Below are 23318 nucleotides of genomic sequence, written 5' to 3' on the forward strand. Positions count from 1 at the left end.
TTCGTGTATATCCGCGATAAAAAATAGCCGGCGTAATTGCTAAATTTTAACGTATTGCACGCCAACAAGCTAACTGAAATCGGTAGGGTCAATATCTACCGACCAGCGCACTTTTATAGCTTGGGGTAAGGCTTGCAAAAAAGGAAGCGCTAAACGCAACGCTTCATGAAGCGGTGCTCGCTTTTGGTGGCTGCATACCAACATAAAGCGAAACCTTCCTTGTCTCTTCTCTATTAAGCAAGGGAATGGTCCGTTCATTTCCACAGCCTGATGCTGATTGAAAATACCTTTACAGCCTTGCAAGAAATTATAAGCAAGATGACTGTCGGTAGCCTCGGCGCGAATAACAAACTGACTGATATAAGGCGGTAAGCTAGCAGCCTTTCTTTCCATTAATGCAAGTCGTGCAAAATGGCCATAACCATTATTCACAAGGTCTTGCAGCAAAGGATGATGGGGATTGTGTGTTTGCAGCCACATTTCGCCTGGCTTGCTAGCCCGTCCCGCTCTACCGGCTAGCTGTGTTACCAGCTGTGCAAGCTTCTCGGGGGCGCGAAAATCGGCGCTAAATAATGCACCATCTACGTCTAATACAACCACCAGCGTAACGTGCGGAAAATGATGCCCTTTCGATAATATTTGCGTGCCAACTAACAGCTGATATTCCTGTCGATTTATGGCTTCAAGGGTTTGGTGTAACTTGTCTTTACCGCGTACCGAGTCACTGTCTATACGAACTTGCTTAACACCGGGAAATAATGCACTTAACCCCTGTTCAACTTGTTCGGTGCCGGTACCGGCGGTAACCAATTCACTGCTGTGGCAAGCCTCGCAGCTTGACGGCATAGCGCGGGTACCGGAGCAATGATGGCACTGAAGGCGATTTTGACCTTTATGCACGGTGTACGGTCGGTCGCAGCGCTTACACGTTACAGTTTCACCACAATGGTGACACAGCATTGCCGGTGCGTAACCACGGCGGTTAACGAACACTAGCACTTGATTGCCAGCACTAATATGCTGACGCATTATGCTTAACATGCCTTGGGCAATACCGTAATGAATGGGCTGATCGCGGGCATCCAATAAGTGCTGATGGGTACTTTGAGCACCACCTGCTCGTTTAGTTAACTGCAAATGGTGGTACTTATTCGATAACGCATTATTCAGTGACTCTAATGCTGGCGTTGCACTGCCTAACAACAAAGGGATGTTATGCTGCTTGGCCCGCATCGCAGCGAGATCTCGTGCGTGATAGCGTAAGCCGTCTTGTTGTTTAAACGACTCGTCATGCTCTTCATCAACAATCAACATACCTGGGTTTTTAAGGGGGGTGAAGATGGCCGAGCGCGTTCCAATGATGATACCTAACTCGCCAGCCCTTGCTCGCTGCCACACTTGCAGCCTTGCTTTATCAGACAGCTGAGAGTGAAGTACGCCTACATCAATGCCAAAACGCTTTTCAAAACGCGATACGGTTTGAGGTGTTAACCCAATTTCAGGAACAAGGATAAGAATTTGCTTGCCGTCTGCCAAAAGTGGCTCAATTGCCTGCAGATACACTTCGGTTTTACCGCTACCGGTTACACCTTCCAGCAAACTAACGGCGAAGCTGTTGTGCTGACGATTAAGCGCTGCAACTGCGACAGACTGCTCTTTATCAGGAATGGGCTTTTCACCCACTTCCATGGTGTTAAGCCAACCGGCACATTTAAACTGAGGGATAATAGCGGTAATGGTGGCAACGCTTTTTTCTACCAATGCCTTAACTGCTGGTGCTCCGAAGCGTTTTCTTGCGGCAGACGCAAGCATGTCGCCTTTTTCAAGTGCTTCAGCACACGCTCTTTGTTTTGGCGCCTTTGATAAAATACTTAAATCGATACTTTCAACATCGCTTGTTAACGACAACATATCTTCGGGTTCAGGGCTGGGCGACTCGCCTTTTCTTAGTAACACCGGCAGCATGGCATGCAGCACCTCACCTGGTGCGTGGTGATAGTATTGCCAGAGCCACTGCGCCATTTTAAGCAGCACATCATCTATAACGGCGTTATCATCTAAAACACTGTCTATTGCTTTTAGCTTGTTAACATCTTCAACATCGCTTTCAGGCACAGTACCTATCACTACTCCAACCAACTTACGTGGCCCGAAAGGCACAGAGACACGCACCCCACGATGCAACGTAGATGTGTGGGTGTAAGTAAATAACTGCCTTAGTGGAACAGGTACAGCAACTTGAATATATGCCATGGTTGAAGAAAAATGCCTTAACGCATTGAATGCGCACGTGAGTCTTTTATTTCCGCGTTTGCCCTGATGCCCGTCAATAAGTGCAACAAGCCAGTATGTACAAATATTTAATCACACTTTTTTATTTAACCCTAAGGAGAATCACAAGCTGCCTATTCTGCGTACAAAAACCGCTTGATAACAGCGGGCTCATCTATTATTATGCGCCGCTCTTTTGCGATGGGCTGTTTAAGTAAACGACTCATCATTTGAATTTTAAGTTACGTATGGTGTGCGGCTTCGGGCTGTATAGCGATACGGCCTTATTAATGAGGTAATCCCATGAAACAAGGTATCCACCCAGAATACGCTGAAATCACAGCAACATGCTCTTGCGGTAACGTAATGAAAATCCGCTCTACTATGGGTAAAGACATTAACCTAGACGTATGTTCTTCATGTCACCCATTCTACACTGGTAAGCAACGTAACGTTGATACCGGTGGTCGTGTTGATCGCTTCAAGAAGCGTTTCGGTGCATTGGGCAAAAAGTAAGCCCATTACCTTTATCGGTATCCAATCTAAAAAGCGCCTATACGGCGCTTTTTTATTACCTGAAAACCATTTTATTCTCTTGTTTGCGCATGTTGTATTGTTAATGCAAGTCTATTTGCGACAAATGGCTGTCCCAATCTCCACCATTTTTCGTTCTACATGCCTCCTCACTTGTAAAACGACAGGCATGTGCAGATGACTTTACCGTATCAAGCGCTATATTCACGCGATTTATAAAGTCTATATCCCACTTTCGTGATAGAGCTGCAGTTAGCTGAGCTTGTGTATTGAACACAGCAATAATGGTAGGCAAGCGCCAATGGCCAATATGAGTAAGCCAACAAAAACCGTTATCATCTTGTTTAAGCTCTTCGCAAACCTCGGTAAGCGCTGCAACCAGCTTTCTTTCCGTCATTACTTCCTCTTTTTTAACGCTCAATAGTTACCGTATTTATTGACAGATTTAACCGTTAAATAAAATACAGAAACTATATATCTAACACAACATCAATAAATAGCATGAATGGCAATTATAGCCGTATATTACTGGTCTAATAACTGAGCGTCACCTAAATTGATATATGAGAATTCTGATCAGATATGTACACAGTGAAAGGCTGTGTTAGAGTTGCCACCGTCACCGTAATAGTGAGTATTAATTTCATGAATAATGATATCTGTTTACGGCGCAGACTAGTGCTGCTGGACGAATTCTAACAACGTCGAACATGTGCTTTAGCAATTTAAAACAACAATAACAACATTAACTGCATCGCACAGACGAAAAACACCGATGAACCCTACGTCTTAAGGATATTAACTTACATGTCAGATTTTAGACAACGCGCCCTCGATTATCATGCCAAACCAACGCCGGGCAAAATTAGTGTAGAGCTTACTACGCCGGCTGATAGCGTTGACGACCTAGCATTAGCGTACAGCCCAGGTGTGGCTGAACCAGTACGAGAAATAGCAGAAGACCCAGATAACGCCTATAAATATACCGCCAAGGGCAACATGGTAGCGGTTATTAGTAACGGTACAGCTATTTTAGGCTTAGGTAACTTAGGCCCTCTTGCATCGAAGCCCGTAATGGAAGGTAAGGCGTTTCTGTTTAAGCGCTTTGCAGGTCTTGATGCCATTGATATTGAAGTTAAGCATCGCACAACAGAAGAATTTATTAATACCGTAGCGAACATTGCAGACACGTTTGGTGGTATTAATCTTGAAGATATTAAAGCACCTGAATGCTTTGAAATTGAGCAAGAGCTAATTAAGCGCTGTAACATTCCTGTATTTCACGATGACCAGCACGGCACGGCTATTGTAACTGCCGCAGGCATGTTAAACGCCTTGGAAATTCAAGGGAAAGATATTGAGACTGCTAAAATTGTTTGCATGGGCGCAGGCGCTGCAGCCGTTGCATGTATGGAGCTTCTCATAAAGTGCGGCGCACAACGTGAGCGTATTTATATGCTAGACCGCAAAGGCGTAATTCACACTCGCCGCGATGATTTAACAGAACACAAAAAGCTGTTTGCCAATAATACCGATAAACGCACGCTTGAAGATGTAATGGACGGTGCAGATATCTTTGTAGGCGTTTCAGGCCCAGATTTGTTACCACCGGAAACGCTGGCGCTAATGGCAGAAAACCCAATTGTGTTTGCCTGCTCAAACCCAGATCCAGAAATTAAGCCAGAGCTTGCTCACGAAGTACGTAAAGACCTAATTATGGCAACAGGGCGCTCTGACTACCCTAACCAGGTAAACAACGTACTGTGCTTCCCATTTATCTTCCGCGGCGCACTGGACGTACGAGCAACTGCTATTAACGATGAAATGAAGGTTGCCGCCGTTGAAGCGCTTCGTGCAATAACCAAAGAAGAAGTGCCGGCTGAAGTTCTTGCCGCCAGCAAAAGCGAAAGCCTAACCTTTGGTAAAGACTATATTATTCCCAAGCCAATGGATCCGCGGCTTTGCCAGCGCATTGCTTCTGCCGTATCTGAAGCAGCTATCAAATCGGGCGTTGCTCGTATTCCTGGAGCTGAAAAAGAATAGCTGCTTGCCCAGCAGACTAAAACGGCGCTTATACAGCGCCGTTTTTTATTTGAAGTAAAGCGTAATTAGTCTTCTGATACGTCGTTTTCTAAACTTGGGTCTATGCCCATTTCTTCCATAATACGGCGCGCTTCAGCAGGCACACGGTTAGGATTGTCTTTGCGTAAATCATCATCGTTGGGTAGCGGTTGACCCGTAAACGCATGTAGAAATGCTTCACACAGCAACTCTGAGTTGGTTGCGTGACGCAAGTTATTAATTTGTCGGCGCGTGCGTTCATCGGTTAACGCTTTCAGCACATTAATAGGTATGGAAACAGTGACTTTCTTTACCTGTTCGCTTTTTTTACCGTGCTCTGCGTAGGGGTGAATATAGTTGCCGTTCCATTCTGCCATTGTACTAACTCGGTTTACTCTTTTTTATGTTATGAATAGAAATTCTAAACAGATTAACGAAAAGGTCAATTGAGCAGTGTAAACCTCTTGACGTCTAGACATATATTCTTTAGTTTAGACGTCTAAACGTCCATAAGATTTTAATTTTGAGAGAATAAGCCATGGTTTCTTACGCAGAAGGTATCGATGCCCTAAATCAGTCTCTGTCTGAGCTGCGAGATATTGATGTGTCGTTTGAGTTTTTCCCCCCGAAAACTGAAGCTATGGAAAAAACCTTATGGAAATCTGTAGAACGTCTTGCGCCATTAAAGCCTAGTTACATGTCGGTAACTTACGGTGCTAATAGCGGTGAACGTGACAGAACCCATGACGTTGTAAAGCGCATCCAGCAACAGACTGGCGTGGCAGCTGTTCCACACTTAACGTGTGTTGATGCCAGTAGAGAAGAACTAAAGCAAATTGCTCAAGATTATTGGAACTCTGGTATTCGCCGTATTGTAGCCCTACGTGGCGACCTACCCGCAGGTGTAGATAAAACGGAAATGTACGCGTCAGATTTGGTTGCCCTGTTAAAAGACGTAGCCGATTTTGATATATCGGTAGCAGCGTATCCTGAAAAGCATCCCGAAGCCCCCAACGCCCAGTTCGATTTACTTAATTTGAAGCGCAAGGCAGAAGCAGGCGCTACGGAAGCTATCTCTCAGTTCTTCTTCGACACCAGCGTATTTTTACGCTTTAGAGATCGCGCCGCCGCAGCTGGGGTAGACTTAGACCTTGTGCCCGGTATTTTGCCAGTAACTAATTACCAAACATTAGTACGATTTGCTGGCTTTACAAACGTGCACGTACCAGGCTGGCTACATAAAATGTTCGACGGACTAGATGAAGACGACCAGGCCACCCGCAACCTAATTGGCGCTAATATCGCCATGGATCAGGTAAAAGTACTGGCGAAAGAAGGCGTTAAACATTTTCATTTTTACACGCTAAATAGAAGCGAACTTAGTTATGCCATTTGCCACATGCTTGGCGTTCGAGGTAACAGTTAATCACCCTGTTTAATACCCCTCTTTGAATAGCTGTACTGCGGGTTTGCAGTTCAGCTATTCAAAGTTAACACTCTCCTTACTGTTAAAACCAGCCCCCTTTTTAATTAAACCAGCGTTATTGGCATTCACCCTGTTATTATTTTTAAACAAACCTTTTGCTACCTATCGTCTGCACAGTTAACATTTAACTTTTGATATACCCATCCGCTTAGCCAAATGAAAAACTAAAACATGGCTGCACTGGTATTAAATGCAAACCCATGGACGTCGTCAGGAGAAATCGAGTGGATTTAAACAGGGTTAAAACGGTTTACCAAAACGTTAAGCCTCAGCTTAAAGACTTAAGCAGTATCTTTGTAAAGCGCTGTAAAGAAGACAATATCACCATTTCGGCTGGCCACTTGGCCTATGTAACCCTGTTATCACTTGTGCCTTTCATCATGGTGACCTTTACAATCATGTCAGCATTCCCCGCTTTTGCCTCTGTACGCAGTAAGCTAGAGCACTTTGTATTTAGCAACTTCGTGCCAACCGCAAGCGATGTAGTTCATAAGTACATGACGGACTTTGTGGGTAATGCATCGGAAATGAGTGCCATCGGTATTTTGTCTCTGCTTGTAGTGGCACTTATGCTTATATCGAATGTAGATAAAACACTAAACCGTATTTGGCGCACGCAAAGCGACAGACCCGTTGTCTATACATTTGCTATTTATTGGATGGTCATTACTCTTGGTCCAATGCTTATAGGCTCTAGCGTGATAGTGAGTTCTTACTTAGCCGGCCTAGCCGCCTTTACTGAAGAGTATACACCAGGCCTTGGCACCTTTTTATTAAGCTTAGTGCCAAGCGGCGCTGCCATGTTGGCGTTTGCTATTTTATATATGGTGGTGCCCAACAGACGAGTATATGCGCGCCATGCTATTGCAGGTGCGGTAGTTGCTACCATCGCTTTTGAAATTACCAAATCTGGCTTTGCCCTTTACGTCACTAATTTCCCGTCGTACGAACTTATTTATGGCGCACTAGCCGTTGTACCTATTCTGTTTTTGTGGGTGTATTTATCTTGGATTATTGTGCTGTTTGGCGCTGAATTCACATGTAGTTTGGGAGAGGCATTAGAGAATAAAAAAGCAGAGCACGCGCCAAGAAAAGTGCCTGAAGAATGAAGAGATCGCAGAGTAAAGAGCGATACTACGCTACCAAGCGTATGACAAGAGACTATGCGACCAAAAAGGGAGCACTTGCTCCCTTTTTTCATGAGAATTTTGCTTCGAAACGTTAGTTTTTCATCGACGCAATAAATGCGTCAGACTCTTCAATAGCTGCATTCATTTGGCGAAGCAGCTGCGCCACGTTGTTTTCAATGGTAGAAAGCTCGCCTTGTAATGCTCCAATAGCACTCGCATTTAGGTTGTGCTTTAAATACAAAACGTTGTCTTGTAAAGCACTTAACACAGGAGCCATTTTGCTTTCAGCGTTACGCATGGCCTTCATCAGCGATTTGTAACGACGCTGTGTTTCACGAAGTTTGCTTGCACTGTCGCGTTTAAGTGAGGCATTTTGATACTTTTCAAGCTCTTCCTGCCATTCATCAAACAACGCTTCAGCTACACCTTCAACTTTATCTATACGCGCAGTAACATCCTCGGCTGCCGCAACACTATCTTCATACTGGCCGTTCAAGCGGTCGTAGACTTCTTCAAGCTCGCCACCATCAAACGCTACCACGGCACCAAATGCTTCAAGCGCTGAACTAAACTGCTCTTGTGCCTCTTCTTGCGATTCTTTGGCGTTCTCTACTCGGTCTACCAAGATATCACGTTTCTCAATGCCTACTTTTTCCCATGCTGCATAATAAGCAGACTGGCAGCCAGTGAGCATTAACATGGCAACAAATGCTGAGGCTACGAGTTTCATGCCACAACTCCTGCTCTAAAACGGGCGGCGCTGATAATGCTAATAAGGTGCAATAATGCACCTAAAGGCCAAAATACGATAGCAAGTACCACTGTTGCTGCTAGCGCATAACAAACACCAACAGTTACAAAGAAAAATAACGCACCTAAAATGCGTCCTTGAACTAAATGCCCTAAACCAGGAATAAAGAAATTACAAATTGCAGCAATTACGTTGCCGCCTGAACCTTGACCTGCCATAAATAAACATCCTCGCATTTGTGATCATTATGTGATTAGCTAGTACAACGTAATGGCTTTGCTACAATATAAGATGCTGAATAAAAGCACACGTGTAATGAGTTACAAAATACACACTGTATAAAGCACAATAAGTTACGTACGCGTAAGTCCTTATAACAGTAAAGTAAACCAAAACAGGCACTCGCACAACGCGCAGAAATAAAATGAAACGACTTTACCCAGACGTAACCTACTATAAAAATGGATTTATTGACGTGGGAAGTGGGCATTCGCTGTACTTCGAGCAAAGTGGTAATCCAGACGGCATTCCCGTCATATTCATTCACGGCGGCCCAGGCGCTGGTCTTCCGCCCAACTACAAGTGCTTTTTTGATAGCAACAAATATCGCATCATAGGCTATGAACAAAGAGGGTGCGGGCGTTCGACACCACATGCAGATACTAAGCAGAATGATACATGGTCGAATGTAGAAGACATTGAAAAGCTCCGCTCATATCTAGCAATAGACAAAGTACTTTTGTTCGGCGGCTCATGGGGTTCAACCCTTGCATTGCTTTACGCTATTAAACACAGCAACAGAGTCACTGGGCTAATTCTTAGAGGTGTGTTTTTAGCACGACAAGAAGACAGGGATTGGTTTTTGTCGCCGCAAGGCGCAGCTTCTCAGCTATTTCCCGAATACTATAGAAAGTTCACCAAAGGCATCCCCAGTCCTATTGATACAGCTGCAGTATGTGATTTTTACAGCAGTATGATTCATTCAAATAACGAAGTACTTCGTCACGCCGCGCTTAAGCGATGGTATCAATGGGAAGAAAGGTTGTCTCGCGTTTCACTGCCACCCGGAGTGGGAGACAGTACATCTCATTATCCCATGGGCTTAATCACTTGCCTTGCTACGCTAGAATGCCACTTTCTTTCAAACGCCTGCTTTTTAGAAGAAAACTATATTCTTAACAATATCGAGAAAATACAGAGTATTCCCGGTACCATTGTGCACGGTCGCTATGACATGATTTGCAAGACTGAAGCAGCAGAAAGGCTTCATAAGGCTTGGCCAAATAGCCAGCTGCAAATTATACCCGACGCCGGTCATAGCACTTCAGAGCCAAATATTGCTTATGCATTGTGCAGGGCTACGAAAGATATGTCACGCTACCTTCAGGAGTTAATTTAAGTGATAGGATTGATTCAACGTGTACTTGAAGCCAACGTCACCGTAGATAATGAAGTAATTGGAGAAATTGGTCACGGTATGCTTGTGTTGCTAGGCGTTGAAAAAGAAGACGGTGATGCTGAAATAGAAAAGCTCGCCAACAAACTATGCCGTTACCGCATGTTTAATGACAGTGACGGAAAAATGAACCTTAACGTTGAACAGGTCGGCGGCGAAATATTGGTTGTATCTCAATTTACGCTGGTTGCAGATACCCAAAAAGGTAATCGCCCAGGTTTTTCTCGTGGTGCAACACCCGAACATGGAAAGACTATCTATCTTAAATTTATAGACGCACTTAAAAGCAAAGATATACCCGTTGCTACAGGTCAATTTGGTGCAGATATGAAAGTTGGGCTAATTAACGATGGACCAGTAACATTTCAATTCAACGTGTAAAAAGATTCTGCCCGCTAAATTCACTTACATATTTAAGCTTGTACGCTAATCACGGTTACGTTTAAATATGACGTTCACTCTTTCAAAAAAGGTCGGTTTATTGTGTACAAGGTTGTAACGCCAAAAAGCGATGCCGAGTTCGACGCCTACTATCTCTTTAGGTGGGAACATTTAAGGCAACCGTGGAACTTTCCTCCCGGCTCAGAGAAAGACGAATACGAGCAAGTTGCCGAGCACCGTATAATAACTAACCGCAACGGCGATATTGTTGCTTGCGGGCGAGTGCACTTGAACACAGCCGAAGAGGCACAGATTCGTCATATTGCTGTTCACAACGAACATCAACGTAAAGGTCTGGGCCAAATGATCATGGCTGCACTTGAAAATGTCGCTAAAGATCTGGGTGCCGTTCGTGCAGTTACCAATAGTCGTGAAATCTCAATCGACTTTTTTAGTGCTTGTGGTTTTGTCGTTGAACGAGAGGCGCCTAACGAGCTTGGCATGTTAAAGCGTCAGCAAATGGTGAAGAAATTTACCGAAAACAATACGCTGGTTTTACATCCAAAGTGGTGTAAGTCGTTACAAGAAACCTGGTCTGAGACCATTCCCATAACTGAACATATGGGAATCAAGCTTTATCAGTACACAGGCAGAACGCTTGAAACCCGGGCGTCATTGAATAAAAACATCAATATTCACGGCACAATGTTTGCCGGTAGTATCTTCTCACTCGCCACATTAACGGGTTGGGGAATGATTTATCTTCAGCTTAAAGAACGCGGCCTGGACGGTGACATAGTGCTTGGAGATGGCAACATACATTATCACAAGCCAATAACGATGAAGCCAAGGGCAATATGTAATATCGAAACCTTATCTGGCAAGTTCAAACCATTAGAAAATAATAAAAAGGCCCGCTTTGAACTTACCGTGGCTATTTTAGATGGTGAAAACCCTGTGGCTGAATTTGAAGGTGTATTTTGGGTGTTGCCTGTGAAAAAAGGCGAAGACGAATAATTTCGAGCGTTAGCATATCCGTGCTCCATAAAAAAAGCGCCATATAGGCGCTTTTTTTATATTCAAAACAAATCAATAAACGCTACGCGATCATTGCTGCCTGTAATTTCTTCATTGCGTTCTTTTCTATTTGACGCACGCGCTCAGCAGATACTTGATATTTATCAGCTAAGTCTTGCAGAGTGATTTTGTTATCTGCTAACCAACGCGTTTCAATGATGTCTTGACTGCGATCATCCAACGTTTTAATTGCAGAGTACAAGCGCTTGCTTGCTGCTGCGTCCCAGTCGCTGTTGATAACGTCAGTCTCAACATCTGAAGACTTGTCTTCTAGATATTGAACAGGTGCAAAATTGCCGCCAGTTTCATCTTCGTCAGCAGTTAGATCGAAAGCTTGGTCTTGGCTACTCATGCGCGCTTCCATTTGAAGCACTTCTTTCGTACTTACACCTAGCTCACTTGCTACTGTTTGTACTTCATCGTGAGTAAACCAACCTAAGCGCTTTTTCGCTTTACGAAGGTTAAAGAAAAGTTTGCGTTGCGCTTTGGTAGTCGCAACTTTAACGATGCGCCAGTTTTTGAGCACAAACTCGTGAATCTCGGCTTTAATCCAATGAACAGCAAAAGATACCAAGCGCACACCCACTGTTGGGTCGAAACGCTTCACTGCTTTCATCAGACCAATATTACCTTCTTGAATTAAGTCTGCTTGTGGTAAGCCGTAGCCTGAATAAGACTTCGCAATGTGCACAACAAAACGAAGATGCGACATTACCAGCTTACGAGCGGCTTGTAAGTCTTCGTCTTCGCGAAGGCGCACTGCCAACTCGCGCTCTTCCTCTGCGCTAAGCATATCAATGCTGCTTACAGCTTGAATGTAGCCTTCGATGCTACCGCTGTGTGGCACTGACAGGGCCATGGTTTGCAAATTGTTACTCATTGTTCACCTCATGTATTGCCGCTTCATGTTACCAAAGTACTAGAAGCCGCGCGAGACCTAATTGTGATATGAAGTCATACCGATATGTAGGTATAGTGACTATTTCTACAATATCAAGACCAAAAATCAAAAAAAAAGTTCGGTATTCGAAAAAAGATTAACTTCAACACACATCGTGCATTTCGGCATTGCAAACGCTCTGCTATGCCCTTTTCAACAATACGACACGATTATTCTACTTTAATGACAGCACAATGGTTGTTCGCTTATCCCGTACTTATGACACCTACCGATTTAGTCGCTAAATGAAAAGCCGCAAAAAGTTAACGTTCCGTTAATAAGCGTAATCATATATCTTGCTTTTCAATGAAGAAACTGAAAATAATAGATTGATACAATCGATTTTTGCACTACAAACACTGCAGTCATTTGCTAGACAATAACGAAAACTAAAATAGTCGATGTAAAGCCAATGTTTATCATGCAGTTAAGAGGAACGTGATGTTTGCATACGTCGCAAGACAACCCATATTCGACGTAGACCGAAATGTTTACGCATACGAATTGCTTTTTCGAGTTGGCGAAGATAACTGCTTTCCCGATGTGAACCCTGATGAAGCAACCTCAAAAATTCTAACGTCTACTCACTTAAGTTTAGGTATTGAAGAAATTACTGGTGATAAGAAGGCGTTTATAAACTTTCATCGCGACACCCTAATGTTTCGTTTTCCTACCTCACTAGATGCCAGCAAGGTAGTGATTGAAGTAGTGGAAACCGTTGAAGTAGACGATGCACTGGTAGCTGCATGCAAACATATTCGCGGATTAGGCTATCCTATTGCCCTTGATGACTACGATATGAAAGGTAAGTGGGAAGCCTTTATTCCTTTCACTAGTGTAGTAAAAATAGATATTACAGAGATAGCACACGATAAAATTCCCGCGCTAGTCGAAAGGTTTAAAGCAAATAGAATAAAACTCGTTGCCGAGAAAATTGAAACCTATGAAGAGTTCAATAAGTTCAAAGAGATGGGCTTCGACTACTTCCAAGGATATTTCCTAGCAAAACCAGAAATAGTGCGTCACAGAAAACTCGGGCCTAGTAGCTTAACCATGCTAGAGCTTATGGCTTTAAGCAGTCAAGCTAAGCTAGATTTCGACGAAGTGAACAAAATTATCGAGCGCGATCCCTCTCTTACTTATCTATTGCTTCGTTTTATCAATAATCCGCTAGTTAACAAACGCAATAAAATTAATTCGTTAAAACACGCACTTAATTTCATGGGTGAAGTGGAGGTGAAAAAGTTCATCTCTTTGCTCGCGCTCGCGAACTTAAGCGATGGCCAACCCACTGAGCTAATGCAAATGGCACTGGTACGCGCAAAGTTTTGTGAACTGGTTTATATGAATATCCATGAAAAAGACGACCCTTTAAAAGGTTTCCTAACGGGGCTGCTATCGTTGTTAGATGCCATGATGGAACAGCGTATAGATGATTTGGTAGATAAAGTGCCGATTAGCGATGATGTTAAAGATGCACTTTGCGGCCAGCCTGGTACGCTAAGAAATTGCTTATTGCTTTCGCAATACTTTGAGCGCGCAAAGTGGGCAGGCATACACAAATTTGCTGCCAAATATGATTTGAAGCAAAGCCAACTACATAGTTACTACAACGAAGCAATAAAGTGGGCAAAACATATCCACAAATCGGCTCTGCCTGAAAAGTAGTCACTCGCCAACGAAAAATTATCCCAAATAAAGGCGCTAAATGGTTGTGAGTGTGTGTTTCTTTGTCATAGACTAAAATATGAAAAGTGAACACGCACTTTAAACGGTGCATGCAAGAATAAGAAACTTAGGGCTTTTGTTATCGGCAAGCCTGCCGATATACTGTTCAATGGCAACAGGATGTTAGTTGTAACAGTTTTTCAAAGCACCTTCTCAACCATGTTGGATCAGGAATGAATATGTTCGCCTTTATAGCTCGCCAACCTATTTTGGATAAAAGCAAAGATGTCTTTGCCTACGAGCTGCTGTTTAGAGATGGCAAAAGTGGTGCTTACCCAGAACACAGTGCCGAGAAATCGAAGTATATTAGCGAGCAATTTCATCCTTTAGGCCTCGATGATATCTGTGGTGAAAAAACGTCATTTATAACATTTTCATCCGACACCCTTATTTCGCGGTTCCCAACTACACTTAACCCTTCTTCTGTTGTGGTTGAGTTAGCCGATCCAACCGAAAACACCTCCGCACTGTTTCAAGCATGCGAGCACATAAAGCAGCTCGGCTTTAGGCTTGCCATAAGCGACCCTATGATGGTGGGCTCGCAGCACGATATTTTTCCGCTTATCGACATTGTAAAAGTAGATGTAACCAAAACCCGTTTCGAAACCATTGAAAAGCAAATTTCACGGTATCACGGCGCCGACGTAAAAATGGTAGCCGAGCAGGTAGATTCACAGGAACACTTTTCAACCTGTGTTGACCTTGGTTTCGACTTCTTCCAGGGCTATTTCTTCTCACAGCCAGAAGCACGTATTTTAAGGCAGCTACCTGCTTCTAAAATGAACGTTGTTGATTTGATGGGCGAAAGCTCAAACAGCGACTTTGATATTAACCGTATTAGCCAGATAATAGAGCGTGACGCCACGCTCAGTTTTTTACTTCTTAAATTTATCAACAACCCAACCATCAACAAGCGCTATAAAATTACTTCGCTAAAACACGCGCTTAATTACATGGGTGAAGTGGAAATCAAGAAGTTTATTGCACTGCTAAGCCTGACTAATCTAGGCGATGAAAAGCCACTTGAAGTTATTCATATGTCTTTGGTTAGAGCGAAGTTTTTCGACTTACTTGCAGAGCGCAGGGGCGTTAAGAACAACCCGCCAATTTCGTTTTTGGTAGGTCTATTCTCGCTGCTCGAAGCGTTGTTAGATCAGTCTATGACTGACATTGTAAAACAACTACCGTTATCAGACGAAGTAAACGAAGCTTTGTTAGGTAAGAATCTTGAAATGAACAGTTACATGACGTTGGTAAGGGCATTTGAAGGTGCGCTATGGATGAACGTTATCAAGCAGGCAAAGTTATTAAACATCGACCAAAAGCAACTTCACGTTCTTTACAACCAAGCTATTGTTTGGGGTAACGGCGTAAGAAGCGCGATTTCCTCTCACTATCCAAGAGCGATTGCCAAAGCGTAACTTACTTCCTACCAGAGCCATGCGTTTATGGAGAAAATAAACATAAGCGCACGGGCAGTGCATTGAATCTTTTTTGGCTTTTAAGTTCAGATCTGATTAGGTTAATCGCAGGTCGGTGCTACTTCGGCTCGATGTCTCGAACGTGACGCTGCACTGATATTAGCGACCCTAACAACCCTAACGCAATTGATAACCCTAGCATGGTGAGTAGCGCACTACCTGTAAGACCGGTTATGTTGAAATCTTTTTGATACATCGAAGCAAAGGCAGTAATACTGCTGTCCATCCACCACAAAATAATGATGACGGCAAACCACGCCATTAGTCCGCCCAGTAATCCGTACCAAAACCCCGTATATAGAAACGGACGATGGATAAAGGCGTCTGTAGCACCCACTAATTTCATCACTACAATTTCATCGTACTTATTTAAGATGTTTAGGCGAATAGTGTTCCCAATAATAAGCACCACTGCGATGAATAACAGCAGACCGATAAGTGTTACTAAATCTCGCGCAATATCGATAACCGCATACAAGCGCTCTAGCCACTCAATATCAAGCTTACCAATGTCAACCTCACGCTGTTGTCGCAATTTATCAAGCAGTGCTTTAGCGGCAGTGGGCGACCCATGCTTTTCTGCTGGTGTTATCAATACCACATCAGGCAACGGGTTCTTTTCTAAATACGCAATAGCGTCACCCAAGCCAGATAAATGCTGAAACTCCTTTAAGGCGTCATCAGCCGGAATATAAACCACACTTTCAATCTCTGGCCACGTGTTTAACCGTGCAACCAATTGCTGCGAACTTGTAGTCGTTACGTTTGGTTTTAAAAACAAGGATATTTCAGACGCTTGATCCCACCCAGCGGTAATTTTTTCGGTGTTCTTCACCATGATATAGAGCGTGCTCGGCAATGTAATACTTAAACCTAACACGCCAATGGTCATCATTGATGCTAACGGCTGTCGCCAAAGTTCACCTAAACTCGACAAGGCTTGTCGGATATGACTGACAAAAAACATGAAAAATGCTTGTGTCACGCTCACTTTCGATGATGACGCGCCCTGTGCCCTTCCTTTAAAAAGAATGCTCATGACCATTCTCCTTCAAGGCTATTTGCATCCGCACCGTCAGTTAAACCATCAGTAATCATTTGACCGCTTTTCAGTGTAAGGGTGCGATAGCGCATACGCGCAATAAGGCCAAGGTCGTGCGTGGCAATGAGAACGGATACGCCCGCTTGGTTAAAATCTTCAAACAAGCGAATAATTTCCATAGACAACTTGGGGTCGAGATTACCCGTTGGCTCGTCGGCAAGTAAAAGGGGCGGCTTGTTAACCACCGCGCGGGCGATACCAACGCGCTGCTGCTCACCGCCCGATAGCGTCATTGGTAAATTGCGAACTTTATCACGCAACCCCACCATTTCTAGGGCGGCTTCTACGCGTTTTCGAATTTCTTTGTGAGTGTAGCCTTCAATAACAAGCGGCAAAGCCACGTTGTCGAATACGGTTTTGTCCATTAACAACTGATGGCTTTGGAAAATCATGCCTATATCACGACGAATATAGGCGATGTCTCGCCGACTTATGTTGTTTAAGTCGTGCCCATTTATTAAAACGCGACCGACAGTGGGGCGCTCCATAATGCTGATAAGTTTAAGCAGTGTGCTTTTACCTGCGCCAGAGTGGCCAGTTAAAAAAGCCATTTCTCCTGGCGCAATGTGAAAGTTAACTTTGCTAAGCGCTCTTTGACCGCCGGGGTAGGTTTTGCTTACCTGCTCAAACTTTATCATTATTATTCCCTACTGCATTTCCTAACGCCGCTATGTATTAACTCTCTGGAGCATCCATTTCGCTAAACAAGGCATCAATAAATTCTTGGCCATCAAACTGACGCAAATCGTCAATGCCTTCACCCACACCTATATACCTTATAGGAATTTTGAACTGATCGGCAATAGAGAAGATAACACCACCTTTCGCCGTACCATCGAGCTTGGTTAGCGTTAATCCTGTTAATCCAACAGCTTCATTAAACAACTTAGCCTGACTAACTGCGTTTTGTCCTGTACCGGCGTCGAGCGTAAGCATAACCTCGTGAGGTGCATTAGGGTTTAGTTTTTTCATAACCCTTACTACTTTCTTAAGCTCTTCCATCAGATTATTTTTGTTCTGTAAACGACCAGCCGTATCAGCAATGAGTACGTCAGTGCCGCGCGACTTAGCAGCTTCTAATGCATCATAAAGTACTGATGCACTGTCGGCACCGGTGTGCTGTGCAATAACAGGAATATCGTTGCGCTCACCCCATACTTGCAACTGTTCAACAGCGGCAGCACGGAATGTATCACCTGCTGCTAACATCACCTTTTTGCCTTGCTGCTGGAATTGTTTTGCAAGCTTACCAATAGTGGTAGTTTTACCTACACCGTTAACACCTACCATTAAAATAACAAAAGGCCCTTCAGACGCATCATGAGCCTGCATAACCTCTGGCAGTGGTTGGTTTACTTCAGACAGCATTCCTGACATTTGCTGCTTCATAATATCTAGAAGTGCTTCGGCATCTTTTAAATCTTTACGCGATGCGCTGTCGGTTAGGTGGTTGATGATTTTCTGTGTAGTGTCCATACCCACATCGGCAACAAGAAGCTGAGTCTCAAGATCTTCGTAAAGCTCATCGTCTATAGCCTTACCTTTGAAAAGGCTAACAATACCGCTGCCTAAATTTTCTTTAGTGCGTGAAAGGCTCTCTTTTAAGCGAGAGAAAAGCGACTTTTTCTCTTTAGGCTTTTCAGCTTGGGCTTTCGCTTCTGCCTCAGCTTGAGCTCTCGCTTCTGCCTCAGCCTGGGCTTTCGCTTCTGCCTCAGCTTGCGCTTTTGCTTCTGCCTCAGCCTGAGCTTTTGCTTCTGCCTCAGCCTGGGCTTTCGCTTCCGCCTCAGCCTGGGCTTTCGCTTCCGCCTCAGCCTGAGCCTTCGCTTCCGCCTCAGCCTGAGCCTTCGCTTCCGCCTCAGCCTGAGCTTTAGCTTCTGCCTCAGCTTGCGCTTTTGCTTCCGCCTCTGCTTGTGCTTTCGCTTCTGCCTCTGCTTGGGCTTTCGCTTCTGCCTCAGCCTGTGCTTTTGCGGCAGCCCCAGCAGCAGCGTTTTCTGCTGCTAGTGCTTCTGCTTCTTGTGCTTTTTGTTTTTCCGCTTTTTTGTTCTTGTTGAACCAGCCAAAAAGTTTCGACATTGTTAGGACAAATCCTTATAAATTCTGAGCAAATTCGGCTACACTTGCCGCCTAATGTATGAACGCATGATACCATTGTCAGCTACTATGAAGCGAGTTTCTCGCCCATCTCGGGCACCATCTTCTGCAAAAAACCGAAATGGGGTTAAAAAAGCCAATTCTCAACGTGGAAATAGCGTTGGCCAGATAAGAATTATTGGTGGCCAATGGCGCGGTAGAAAGTTACCCGTGCTAAATGCCGAAGGTTTACGCCCCACTACTGATAGAAACAAAGAAACATTATTTAATTGGCTAATGCCCTATCTAAGCGACGCACGTTGTTTAGATGTCTTCGCGGGTTCTGGTGGGTTGGGACTTGAAGCGCTTTCTCGCTATGCTTCACATTGCGACTTCGTTGAATTAGACAAGCAAGCCAGTGCTCAGCTGAAAGAAAACCTTAGAACCCTAAAAATAAACGATACTGCGACTGCAGTTGTGCATAATACTGACGCTTTACGCGCCATTGAAAGCTTTGCTAACAGTAAGTTTGATATTGTTTTTGTCGACCCACCTTTTGGCAAAGGCTTGGTAGCACCAACGTTAAAAGCGCTAGCGCAGTGCGTTGACAAGGACAGTGTCATCTATTTAGAACACGAGAGCACGCTTGAAACGCCACCCCTTCCGGCAAACTGGCGTATTACAAAAGAAAAGCGGACAAGCGCACTTGTGTATATGTTAATTGAGATAGAGGCCTAGAAGCGGCGCTCAGGGCTGTTTTAAAGCTCAAGGCTGTCTCAAGCCTTAAAGCTCAAGACCAATGTTTGAAATACCCGCTTCAAGCGCAAGCTGCTTCATTTCTTCACATGCTTTGGCTGGATACTTCGCTTGCTCTATGTAGTCTAGCAATTCGTTTTGTACTTCTACTTCAAAAGCCATTAGCGGATGTTCTTTTACCGTTTCGTCAGAGGCTTCCTCTGCGGCCAGTAAATATGCTTCCACACTACCTTGAGACAATTTGCTAACCACTACTGCGCCTTGAGGGTCATCGCCGGCTACTAAATTTAAAAGTGCGGCTAAACCAATAGCAGCATCAATGGCAGGGTAAACACCATAGTTATCAAACTCACTGGTATCTGGTGTTGCTACTTCCACTTTTTCAAGCTGAACGCCTACGTTGAATTTGCTTTTAGGTGACTTCAACGTTTCCCAAACAAGGTTTAAACAATTGCGCAGTGCAGGTGCATCGCCCGTTTCAGTTACATCGCAAAATAAGGTGTAGTTGGGCAACATGCGTTCAAGCAACGCCGCGCCAAAAGCAATGGCTTTCCAGCCTTCCAAGGCTCTTACACGACCAAATGTATTCAGTTTTTGCTTCGCCATTTATAGAGCTCCGGTGGCATGCATGAAATATTTCGTAACGCCATCAAGTAGCATCTGAATGGCAATCATCACAAGGATCATTCCCATAAGGCGCTCCATGGCAACTAATCCTCGTTCTCCTAGAATTTTATGAAAAACATTTGAGAACATCAAAATTACAGCACTGATCGACCACGACGCCGCCAAAGCAATCGACCAGTCTGTCATTCTATCTGGCGCCTGATTTGCCAGCAGAATGAGTGCTGCTAGTGTAGAAGGGCCTGCAATCATTGGGATGGCAAGCGGCACTAAAAAAGGTTCTTCACCAACAGCAAGGCCACTTGGGTTACCTGAAGACGGGAAAATCATTTTCAATGCAATTAGAAATAGAATAATCCCGCCCGCGATACTCACGGTTTCTTGCTCAACGTTTAGGAAGTTAAGCACCGATTGACCACTAAACAAAAACAAGAACAGTATGCCCAGTGCAAACAATAATTCGCGAATGAGAATTATCTGTCTGCGCTTCGGCTCAATAGACTTTAGCACCGACATAAAAACAGGAAGATTTCCAAGCGGATCCATGATCAAAAAAAGCATTATGGCGGCTGACCAAGTATCCATATCGTAATTTCTCCAAAGAATGTGGGTACGGTGTGCTGATGCGCGCCATGGTAAACCAAGCGGCTTCGGTTAAAAACACCTATATTTAACGAAGCAGAAAAAATATTCGAAAAATAGAAAATTTGCGCTTAACTAATATAGAGCGTGTTGACATGAATTTACGTTCTACTGGGTCACGAATTAACTCGTTTTTTCAATTAAGCCTTTTATTTTAAAGGCAAGAGAAAAACAAACACCTACAACTTTTGGCTAATGTCTTAACACCAACCCTTTTGATGTAATGGTGTTATCATCGAAAACGTTCGTGACATGAACAGTAGAATAATAACAATCAATATTGACAAGTGGATAATTAACAATGAGTTTAATGACAGTAAAAGAAGTAGCTGCTTTCTTAGATGTACAAGATGTTCGCGTAGAGCGCTTGGAGAGGGAGAGCCTTTTGGTGTCGAAAGATAAAGATGCAGACGGTAATCCGCTTTTTGATAAAGCTGACGTAGAACGCTATAAGCAACTAGCAGAGCGTCTCGGCGGCATCTAATTCCCCCGCAGTTACACAATCTAAAAAGGCACTGTCTATAAATAGTAGTGCCTTTTTTGTTTATTCAACAAAACGTGCTGTTGATGTTTACGCTTTAAAGTCTTTCAACATGCGCGCAATTGAGCGAATGCCTTTCGCGGTAGCGCCAACAGGCATTTCAGCCGTTGCGCCGCCATGATAGGCCGCGGCTAAATCTAAGTGCACCCAACCTTCATGCTTTACAAAGCGCGATAAGAAACCTGCAGCATTTGATGCACCGCCACCGCCGCCACCTTTCATTGGACGGCTGTTTGCTGTATCGGCAAACGCAGATGGACAACGATCAGCATGGAATGATTCTAATGGAAGTGGCCAAAAACGCTCATTTTCCGCCTTTGCAGCAGCTAACATCTGTTCTCTTGCATTGTCATCAAGAGAGAACACACCGTGGTAATCCGACCCTAAAGCAACTACGGCAGCACCAGTTAGCGTTGCAGCATCAATAATAAGTGGTGCGCCAGTATCTGTTGCAAGCATTAAGCCATCGGCCAGTACTAGTCTGCCTTCAGCATCGGTATTAACGACTTCAACGGTAACACCGTTTTTATAGGTTAAAACATCGCCAAGCTTATAAGCGTGCCCACTGATAAGGTTTTCTGCACAGCATAAAATAAGTTGAATGCGCTTTTGAATGCCTTGTGTTATCGCTAAACCCAGTGCACCTGTCACTGTAGCAGCACCACCCATGTCACACTTCATATCAAGCATACCTTCGCTTGACTTGATACTGTAACCACCACTGTCAAATGTAATGCCTTTACCCACCAATACGGCATCAACCTGCGCATCTTCATTACCGGTTGGGTTGTAATCTAGTACCAACATAGCAGGCGAACGTTCACTGCCTCGACCTACATTATAAATGCCAATCCACCCTTCTTCTTTCAGCGCCTCGCCAACAGTCATGCTGTAGGTTACGTTGTCACCGCCCAGAGATTTAAGCCATTCTGCAGCGCGCTGTGCCAATGTTTCTGGGCTTAGGTCTTCTGGCGTTTCGTTCACCAACTGACGGGTAAACAATAATGCCGCGTACTCTTGCTCTAACGCCGCTTTGTCACCGTTGTCTGCCCATTCAATTGAAGCTGGGTTACGTGCTTTAGTGAAGCTAAGTGCAAATGCCCACTGTTGTTCTTTTTGCCAATCGCCAACAAGGGTAACGCCAGGTAAGTTCAAACCATCAAGTTTACGCGCCGCTTGCTGAATTAAACGCGCGTTTTGACTGTCGTCGGGTAGGTGAATTACCGCACCGGTTTCATTGAAAGAAAGTTTTGCATTCTCTCCCCATGCTGCCTGTGCGCTGCTTGTCGAGAGGCTAACGGTAAATTCTGCCATTGCGTTTTAATCCTTATCAGTTGTTGCTGTATGCGGGTAATCACTACTGACTCACCCGAATGTCTGTTAATCTGCGCGTTTTGGTTATTTAAGCTCAGGGGAAACTATGAACTTTGCACCTGCGTTAATACGCGGCACGCTTGTAAAAAGGTACAAGCGCTTTTTGGCCGATGTTGAACTTGCTGATGGCTCAGTGGTAACCGCACACTGCCCTAACACTGGAGCCATGACAGGCTGTGCTGAGCCCGGTTTCACGGTGTACTTAAGCGAATCAAACAACCCTAAACGCAAGCTCAAACATACGTGGGAACTTGCAGAAACCTTTGACGGTCACTTCATCGGCATAAACACGCACAATGCTAATAAATTGGTGGCGGAAGCTCTAAATAACAAGGTACTAACACAATTTTCTTCCATCGATAGTTGGAAAGCTGAAGTAACACCTCCAGGTGCAAACAGTCGTTTCGATTTCGCGCTTTATAACAACAGCCACACACAATTTATGGAAGTAAAATCGGTCACATTGGCCGACAACAATAGAGGTTATTTTCCTGATGCCGTTACCGAGCGCGGCGCAAAGCACTGCTTAGAATTGGCAAGACTGGCGAAAAGTGGCATTAAAACCACATTGCTTTTTTGTGTGCAACACACAGCCATCGCCACTGTGAGTGTTGCTGAACATATTGATCCAACCTATGCCGAATGCGTAAAGACTGCGCAAGATGCTGGCGTGGAAGTTATCGCTGCGGCCTGCTCAATAGATGAACAAAAAATCATTCTAAATCAATCACTACCAGTTATTTTGTAAAAAATAGGTTGAATTTTTTCAGTTTGGCGCCATATTTGCGCCTTGTTTTAGTGGTATAACGCACTAATGCGTTTGCTGGAAAGTCGCGGCCACATGGCACGGTGAAGCGATACCAGCACAATAATTACATAGACACGATAGATTGCCTGTTGTTCTAGAGTCTGT

The 23318-nt window shown here is 44.2% G+C and carries 24 protein-coding genes; 12 read left to right on the forward strand and 12 right to left on the reverse strand.

Annotated elements, in window-relative coordinates:
- Positions 1 to 69: 69 nt before the first annotated feature.
- Entirely contained in the window at positions 70 to 2253 is a 2184-nt protein-coding gene (gene priA, locus ACGHAV_RS15335; protein ID WP_390382539.1) for a primosomal protein N', read from the reverse strand.
- 321 nt (positions 2254 to 2574) lie between these two features.
- On the opposite strand from priA, the gene rpmE reads away from it, so the two are divergent.
- A complete protein-coding gene (gene rpmE, locus ACGHAV_RS15340) occupies positions 2575 to 2787 on the forward strand; it encodes a 50S ribosomal protein L31 (RefSeq protein WP_334015775.1) in 213 nt (70 codons plus the stop codon).
- A gap of 100 nt (positions 2788 to 2887) precedes the next feature.
- Here rpmE and ACGHAV_RS15345 read toward each other — a convergent pair whose 3' ends face one another.
- On the reverse strand, positions 2888 to 3202 hold the full coding sequence (locus ACGHAV_RS15345) for a hypothetical protein (RefSeq protein ID WP_390382542.1): 315 nt from the start codon (positions 3200 to 3202) through the stop codon (positions 2888 to 2890).
- A gap of 410 nt (positions 3203 to 3612) precedes the next feature.
- Here ACGHAV_RS15345 and ACGHAV_RS15350 point away from each other — a divergent pair, with 410 nt between their 5' ends.
- Positions 3613 to 4848, forward strand: a complete 1236-nt coding sequence (locus ACGHAV_RS15350) for a malic enzyme-like NAD(P)-binding protein (RefSeq protein WP_334015777.1) — start codon at positions 3613 to 3615, stop codon at positions 4846 to 4848.
- Positions 4849 to 4913: 65 nt separating this feature from the next.
- On the opposite strand, the gene metJ is transcribed toward ACGHAV_RS15350, so the two are convergent.
- Complete coding sequence (metJ, locus tag ACGHAV_RS15355; protein ID WP_390382545.1) at positions 4914 to 5243, reverse strand: met regulon transcriptional regulator MetJ; 330 nt, start codon at positions 5241 to 5243, stop codon at positions 4914 to 4916.
- Positions 5244 to 5404: 161 nt separating this feature from the next.
- On the opposite strand from metJ, the gene metF reads away from it, so the two are divergent.
- Together metF and ACGHAV_RS15365 are read left to right on the forward strand one after the other, a co-directional pair.
- Positions 5405 to 6292 (forward strand): methylenetetrahydrofolate reductase, encoded by an 888-nt coding sequence (metF, locus tag ACGHAV_RS15360; RefSeq protein ID WP_334015779.1) that lies wholly within the window; start codon positions 5405 to 5407, stop codon positions 6290 to 6292.
- A 284-nt stretch (positions 6293 to 6576) separates the two neighbouring features.
- Positions 6577 to 7461 carry a virulence factor BrkB family protein gene (locus tag ACGHAV_RS15365; protein WP_390382548.1) on the forward strand — a complete coding sequence of 295 codons (885 nt, stop codon included), beginning with the start codon at positions 6577 to 6579 and terminating at the stop codon, positions 7459 to 7461.
- A gap of 112 nt (positions 7462 to 7573) precedes the next feature.
- Here ACGHAV_RS15365 and ACGHAV_RS15370 read toward each other — a convergent pair whose 3' ends face one another.
- Complete coding sequence (locus ACGHAV_RS15370; RefSeq protein ID WP_390382551.1) at positions 7574 to 8212, reverse strand: DUF2959 domain-containing protein; 639 nt, start codon at positions 8210 to 8212, stop codon at positions 7574 to 7576.
- Entirely contained in the window at positions 8209 to 8451 is a 243-nt protein-coding gene (locus ACGHAV_RS15375) for a hypothetical protein (protein ID WP_390382554.1), read from the reverse strand. The genes ACGHAV_RS15370 and ACGHAV_RS15375 overlap by 4 nt, the downstream gene beginning before the upstream one ends.
- A 206-nt stretch (positions 8452 to 8657) precedes the next feature.
- On the opposite strand from ACGHAV_RS15375, the gene pip reads away from it, so the two are divergent.
- The 3 genes from pip (at position 8658) to ACGHAV_RS15390 (ending at position 11087) form a co-directional block, all read left to right on the forward strand.
- Positions 8658 to 9632 carry a prolyl aminopeptidase gene (gene pip / locus ACGHAV_RS15380; protein WP_390382557.1) on the forward strand — a complete coding sequence of 325 codons (975 nt, stop codon included), beginning with the start codon at positions 8658 to 8660 and terminating at the stop codon, positions 9630 to 9632.
- Entirely contained in the window at positions 9633 to 10070 is a 438-nt protein-coding gene (dtd, locus tag ACGHAV_RS15385) for a D-aminoacyl-tRNA deacylase (RefSeq protein WP_390382560.1), read from the forward strand. It abuts the gene before it with no gap.
- Positions 10071 to 10172: 102 nt separating this feature from the next.
- A complete protein-coding gene (locus ACGHAV_RS15390) occupies positions 10173 to 11087 on the forward strand; it encodes a bifunctional GNAT family N-acetyltransferase/hotdog fold thioesterase (RefSeq protein ID WP_334015785.1) in 915 nt (304 codons plus the stop codon).
- An 82-nt stretch (positions 11088 to 11169) separates the two neighbouring features.
- Here ACGHAV_RS15390 and rpoH read toward each other — a convergent pair whose 3' ends face one another.
- Complete coding sequence (gene rpoH, locus ACGHAV_RS15395) at positions 11170 to 12027, reverse strand: RNA polymerase sigma factor RpoH (protein ID WP_390382564.1); 858 nt, start codon at positions 12025 to 12027, stop codon at positions 11170 to 11172.
- 501 nt (positions 12028 to 12528) lie between these two features.
- On the opposite strand from rpoH, the gene ACGHAV_RS15400 reads away from it, so the two are divergent.
- Positions 12529 to 13755, forward strand: coding sequence for an EAL and HDOD domain-containing protein (locus ACGHAV_RS15400; protein ID WP_390382566.1), 1227 nt, complete (start codon positions 12529 to 12531; stop codon positions 13753 to 13755).
- Between the two features lie 239 nt (positions 13756 to 13994).
- On the forward strand, positions 13995 to 15236 hold the full coding sequence (locus tag ACGHAV_RS15405) for an EAL and HDOD domain-containing protein (RefSeq protein ID WP_390382569.1): 1242 nt from the start codon (positions 13995 to 13997) through the stop codon (positions 15234 to 15236).
- 118 nt (positions 15237 to 15354) lie between these two features.
- Here the strand turns inward: ACGHAV_RS15405 and ftsX are convergent, their stop codons facing one another.
- Genes ftsX through ftsY form a run of 3 tightly spaced genes read right to left on the reverse strand, consistent with a single transcriptional unit; the run spans position 15355 to position 18471 of the window.
- Positions 15355 to 16335, reverse strand: a complete 981-nt coding sequence (ftsX, locus tag ACGHAV_RS15410) for a permease-like cell division protein FtsX (RefSeq protein WP_390382572.1) — start codon at positions 16333 to 16335, stop codon at positions 15355 to 15357.
- Positions 16332 to 17036, reverse strand: a complete 705-nt coding sequence (gene ftsE, locus ACGHAV_RS15415) for a cell division ATP-binding protein FtsE (RefSeq protein ID WP_390382575.1) — start codon at positions 17034 to 17036, stop codon at positions 16332 to 16334. The genes ftsX and ftsE overlap by 4 nt, the downstream gene beginning before the upstream one ends.
- 37 nt (positions 17037 to 17073) lie before the next feature.
- Positions 17074 to 18471, reverse strand: a complete 1398-nt coding sequence (gene ftsY, locus ACGHAV_RS15420; protein WP_390382578.1) for a signal recognition particle-docking protein FtsY — start codon at positions 18469 to 18471, stop codon at positions 17074 to 17076.
- Positions 18472 to 18537: 66 nt separating this feature from the next.
- Between ftsY and rsmD the strand changes: the two genes are divergently transcribed.
- Positions 18538 to 19206 (forward strand): 16S rRNA (guanine(966)-N(2))-methyltransferase RsmD, encoded by a 669-nt coding sequence (gene rsmD, locus ACGHAV_RS15425; protein ID WP_390382581.1) that lies wholly within the window; start codon positions 18538 to 18540, stop codon positions 19204 to 19206.
- A 45-nt stretch (positions 19207 to 19251) separates the two neighbouring features.
- Here the strand turns inward: rsmD and ACGHAV_RS15430 are convergent, their stop codons facing one another.
- Entirely contained in the window at positions 19252 to 19830 is a 579-nt protein-coding gene (locus ACGHAV_RS15430; RefSeq protein WP_390382584.1) for a YjaG family protein, read from the reverse strand.
- Complete coding sequence (locus ACGHAV_RS15435; RefSeq protein WP_334015794.1) at positions 19831 to 20433, reverse strand: YhgN family NAAT transporter; 603 nt, start codon at positions 20431 to 20433, stop codon at positions 19831 to 19833. It lies immediately after the preceding gene.
- A 358-nt stretch (positions 20434 to 20791) separates the two neighbouring features.
- Between ACGHAV_RS15435 and ACGHAV_RS15440 the strand changes: the two genes are divergently transcribed.
- Positions 20792 to 20974 (forward strand): helix-turn-helix domain-containing protein, encoded by a 183-nt coding sequence (locus ACGHAV_RS15440; RefSeq protein ID WP_334015795.1) that lies wholly within the window; start codon positions 20792 to 20794, stop codon positions 20972 to 20974.
- Positions 20975 to 21061: 87 nt separating this feature from the next.
- Here the strand turns inward: ACGHAV_RS15440 and pepB are convergent, their stop codons facing one another.
- On the reverse strand, positions 21062 to 22345 hold the full coding sequence (pepB, locus tag ACGHAV_RS15445; RefSeq protein WP_390382587.1) for an aminopeptidase PepB: 1284 nt from the start codon (positions 22343 to 22345) through the stop codon (positions 21062 to 21064).
- Positions 22346 to 22451: 106 nt separating this feature from the next.
- Here pepB and sfsA point away from each other — a divergent pair, with 106 nt between their 5' ends.
- Entirely contained in the window at positions 22452 to 23153 is a 702-nt protein-coding gene (sfsA, locus tag ACGHAV_RS15450) for a DNA/RNA nuclease SfsA (protein WP_390382590.1), read from the forward strand.
- The last annotated feature ends 165 nt before the right edge of the window (positions 23154 to 23318 follow it).

The organism is Alteromonas sp. MTD1 (genome assembly GCF_042848195.1).
In the GTDB taxonomy this organism is placed as follows: Bacteria; Pseudomonadota; Gammaproteobacteria; order Enterobacterales; family Alteromonadaceae; genus Alteromonas.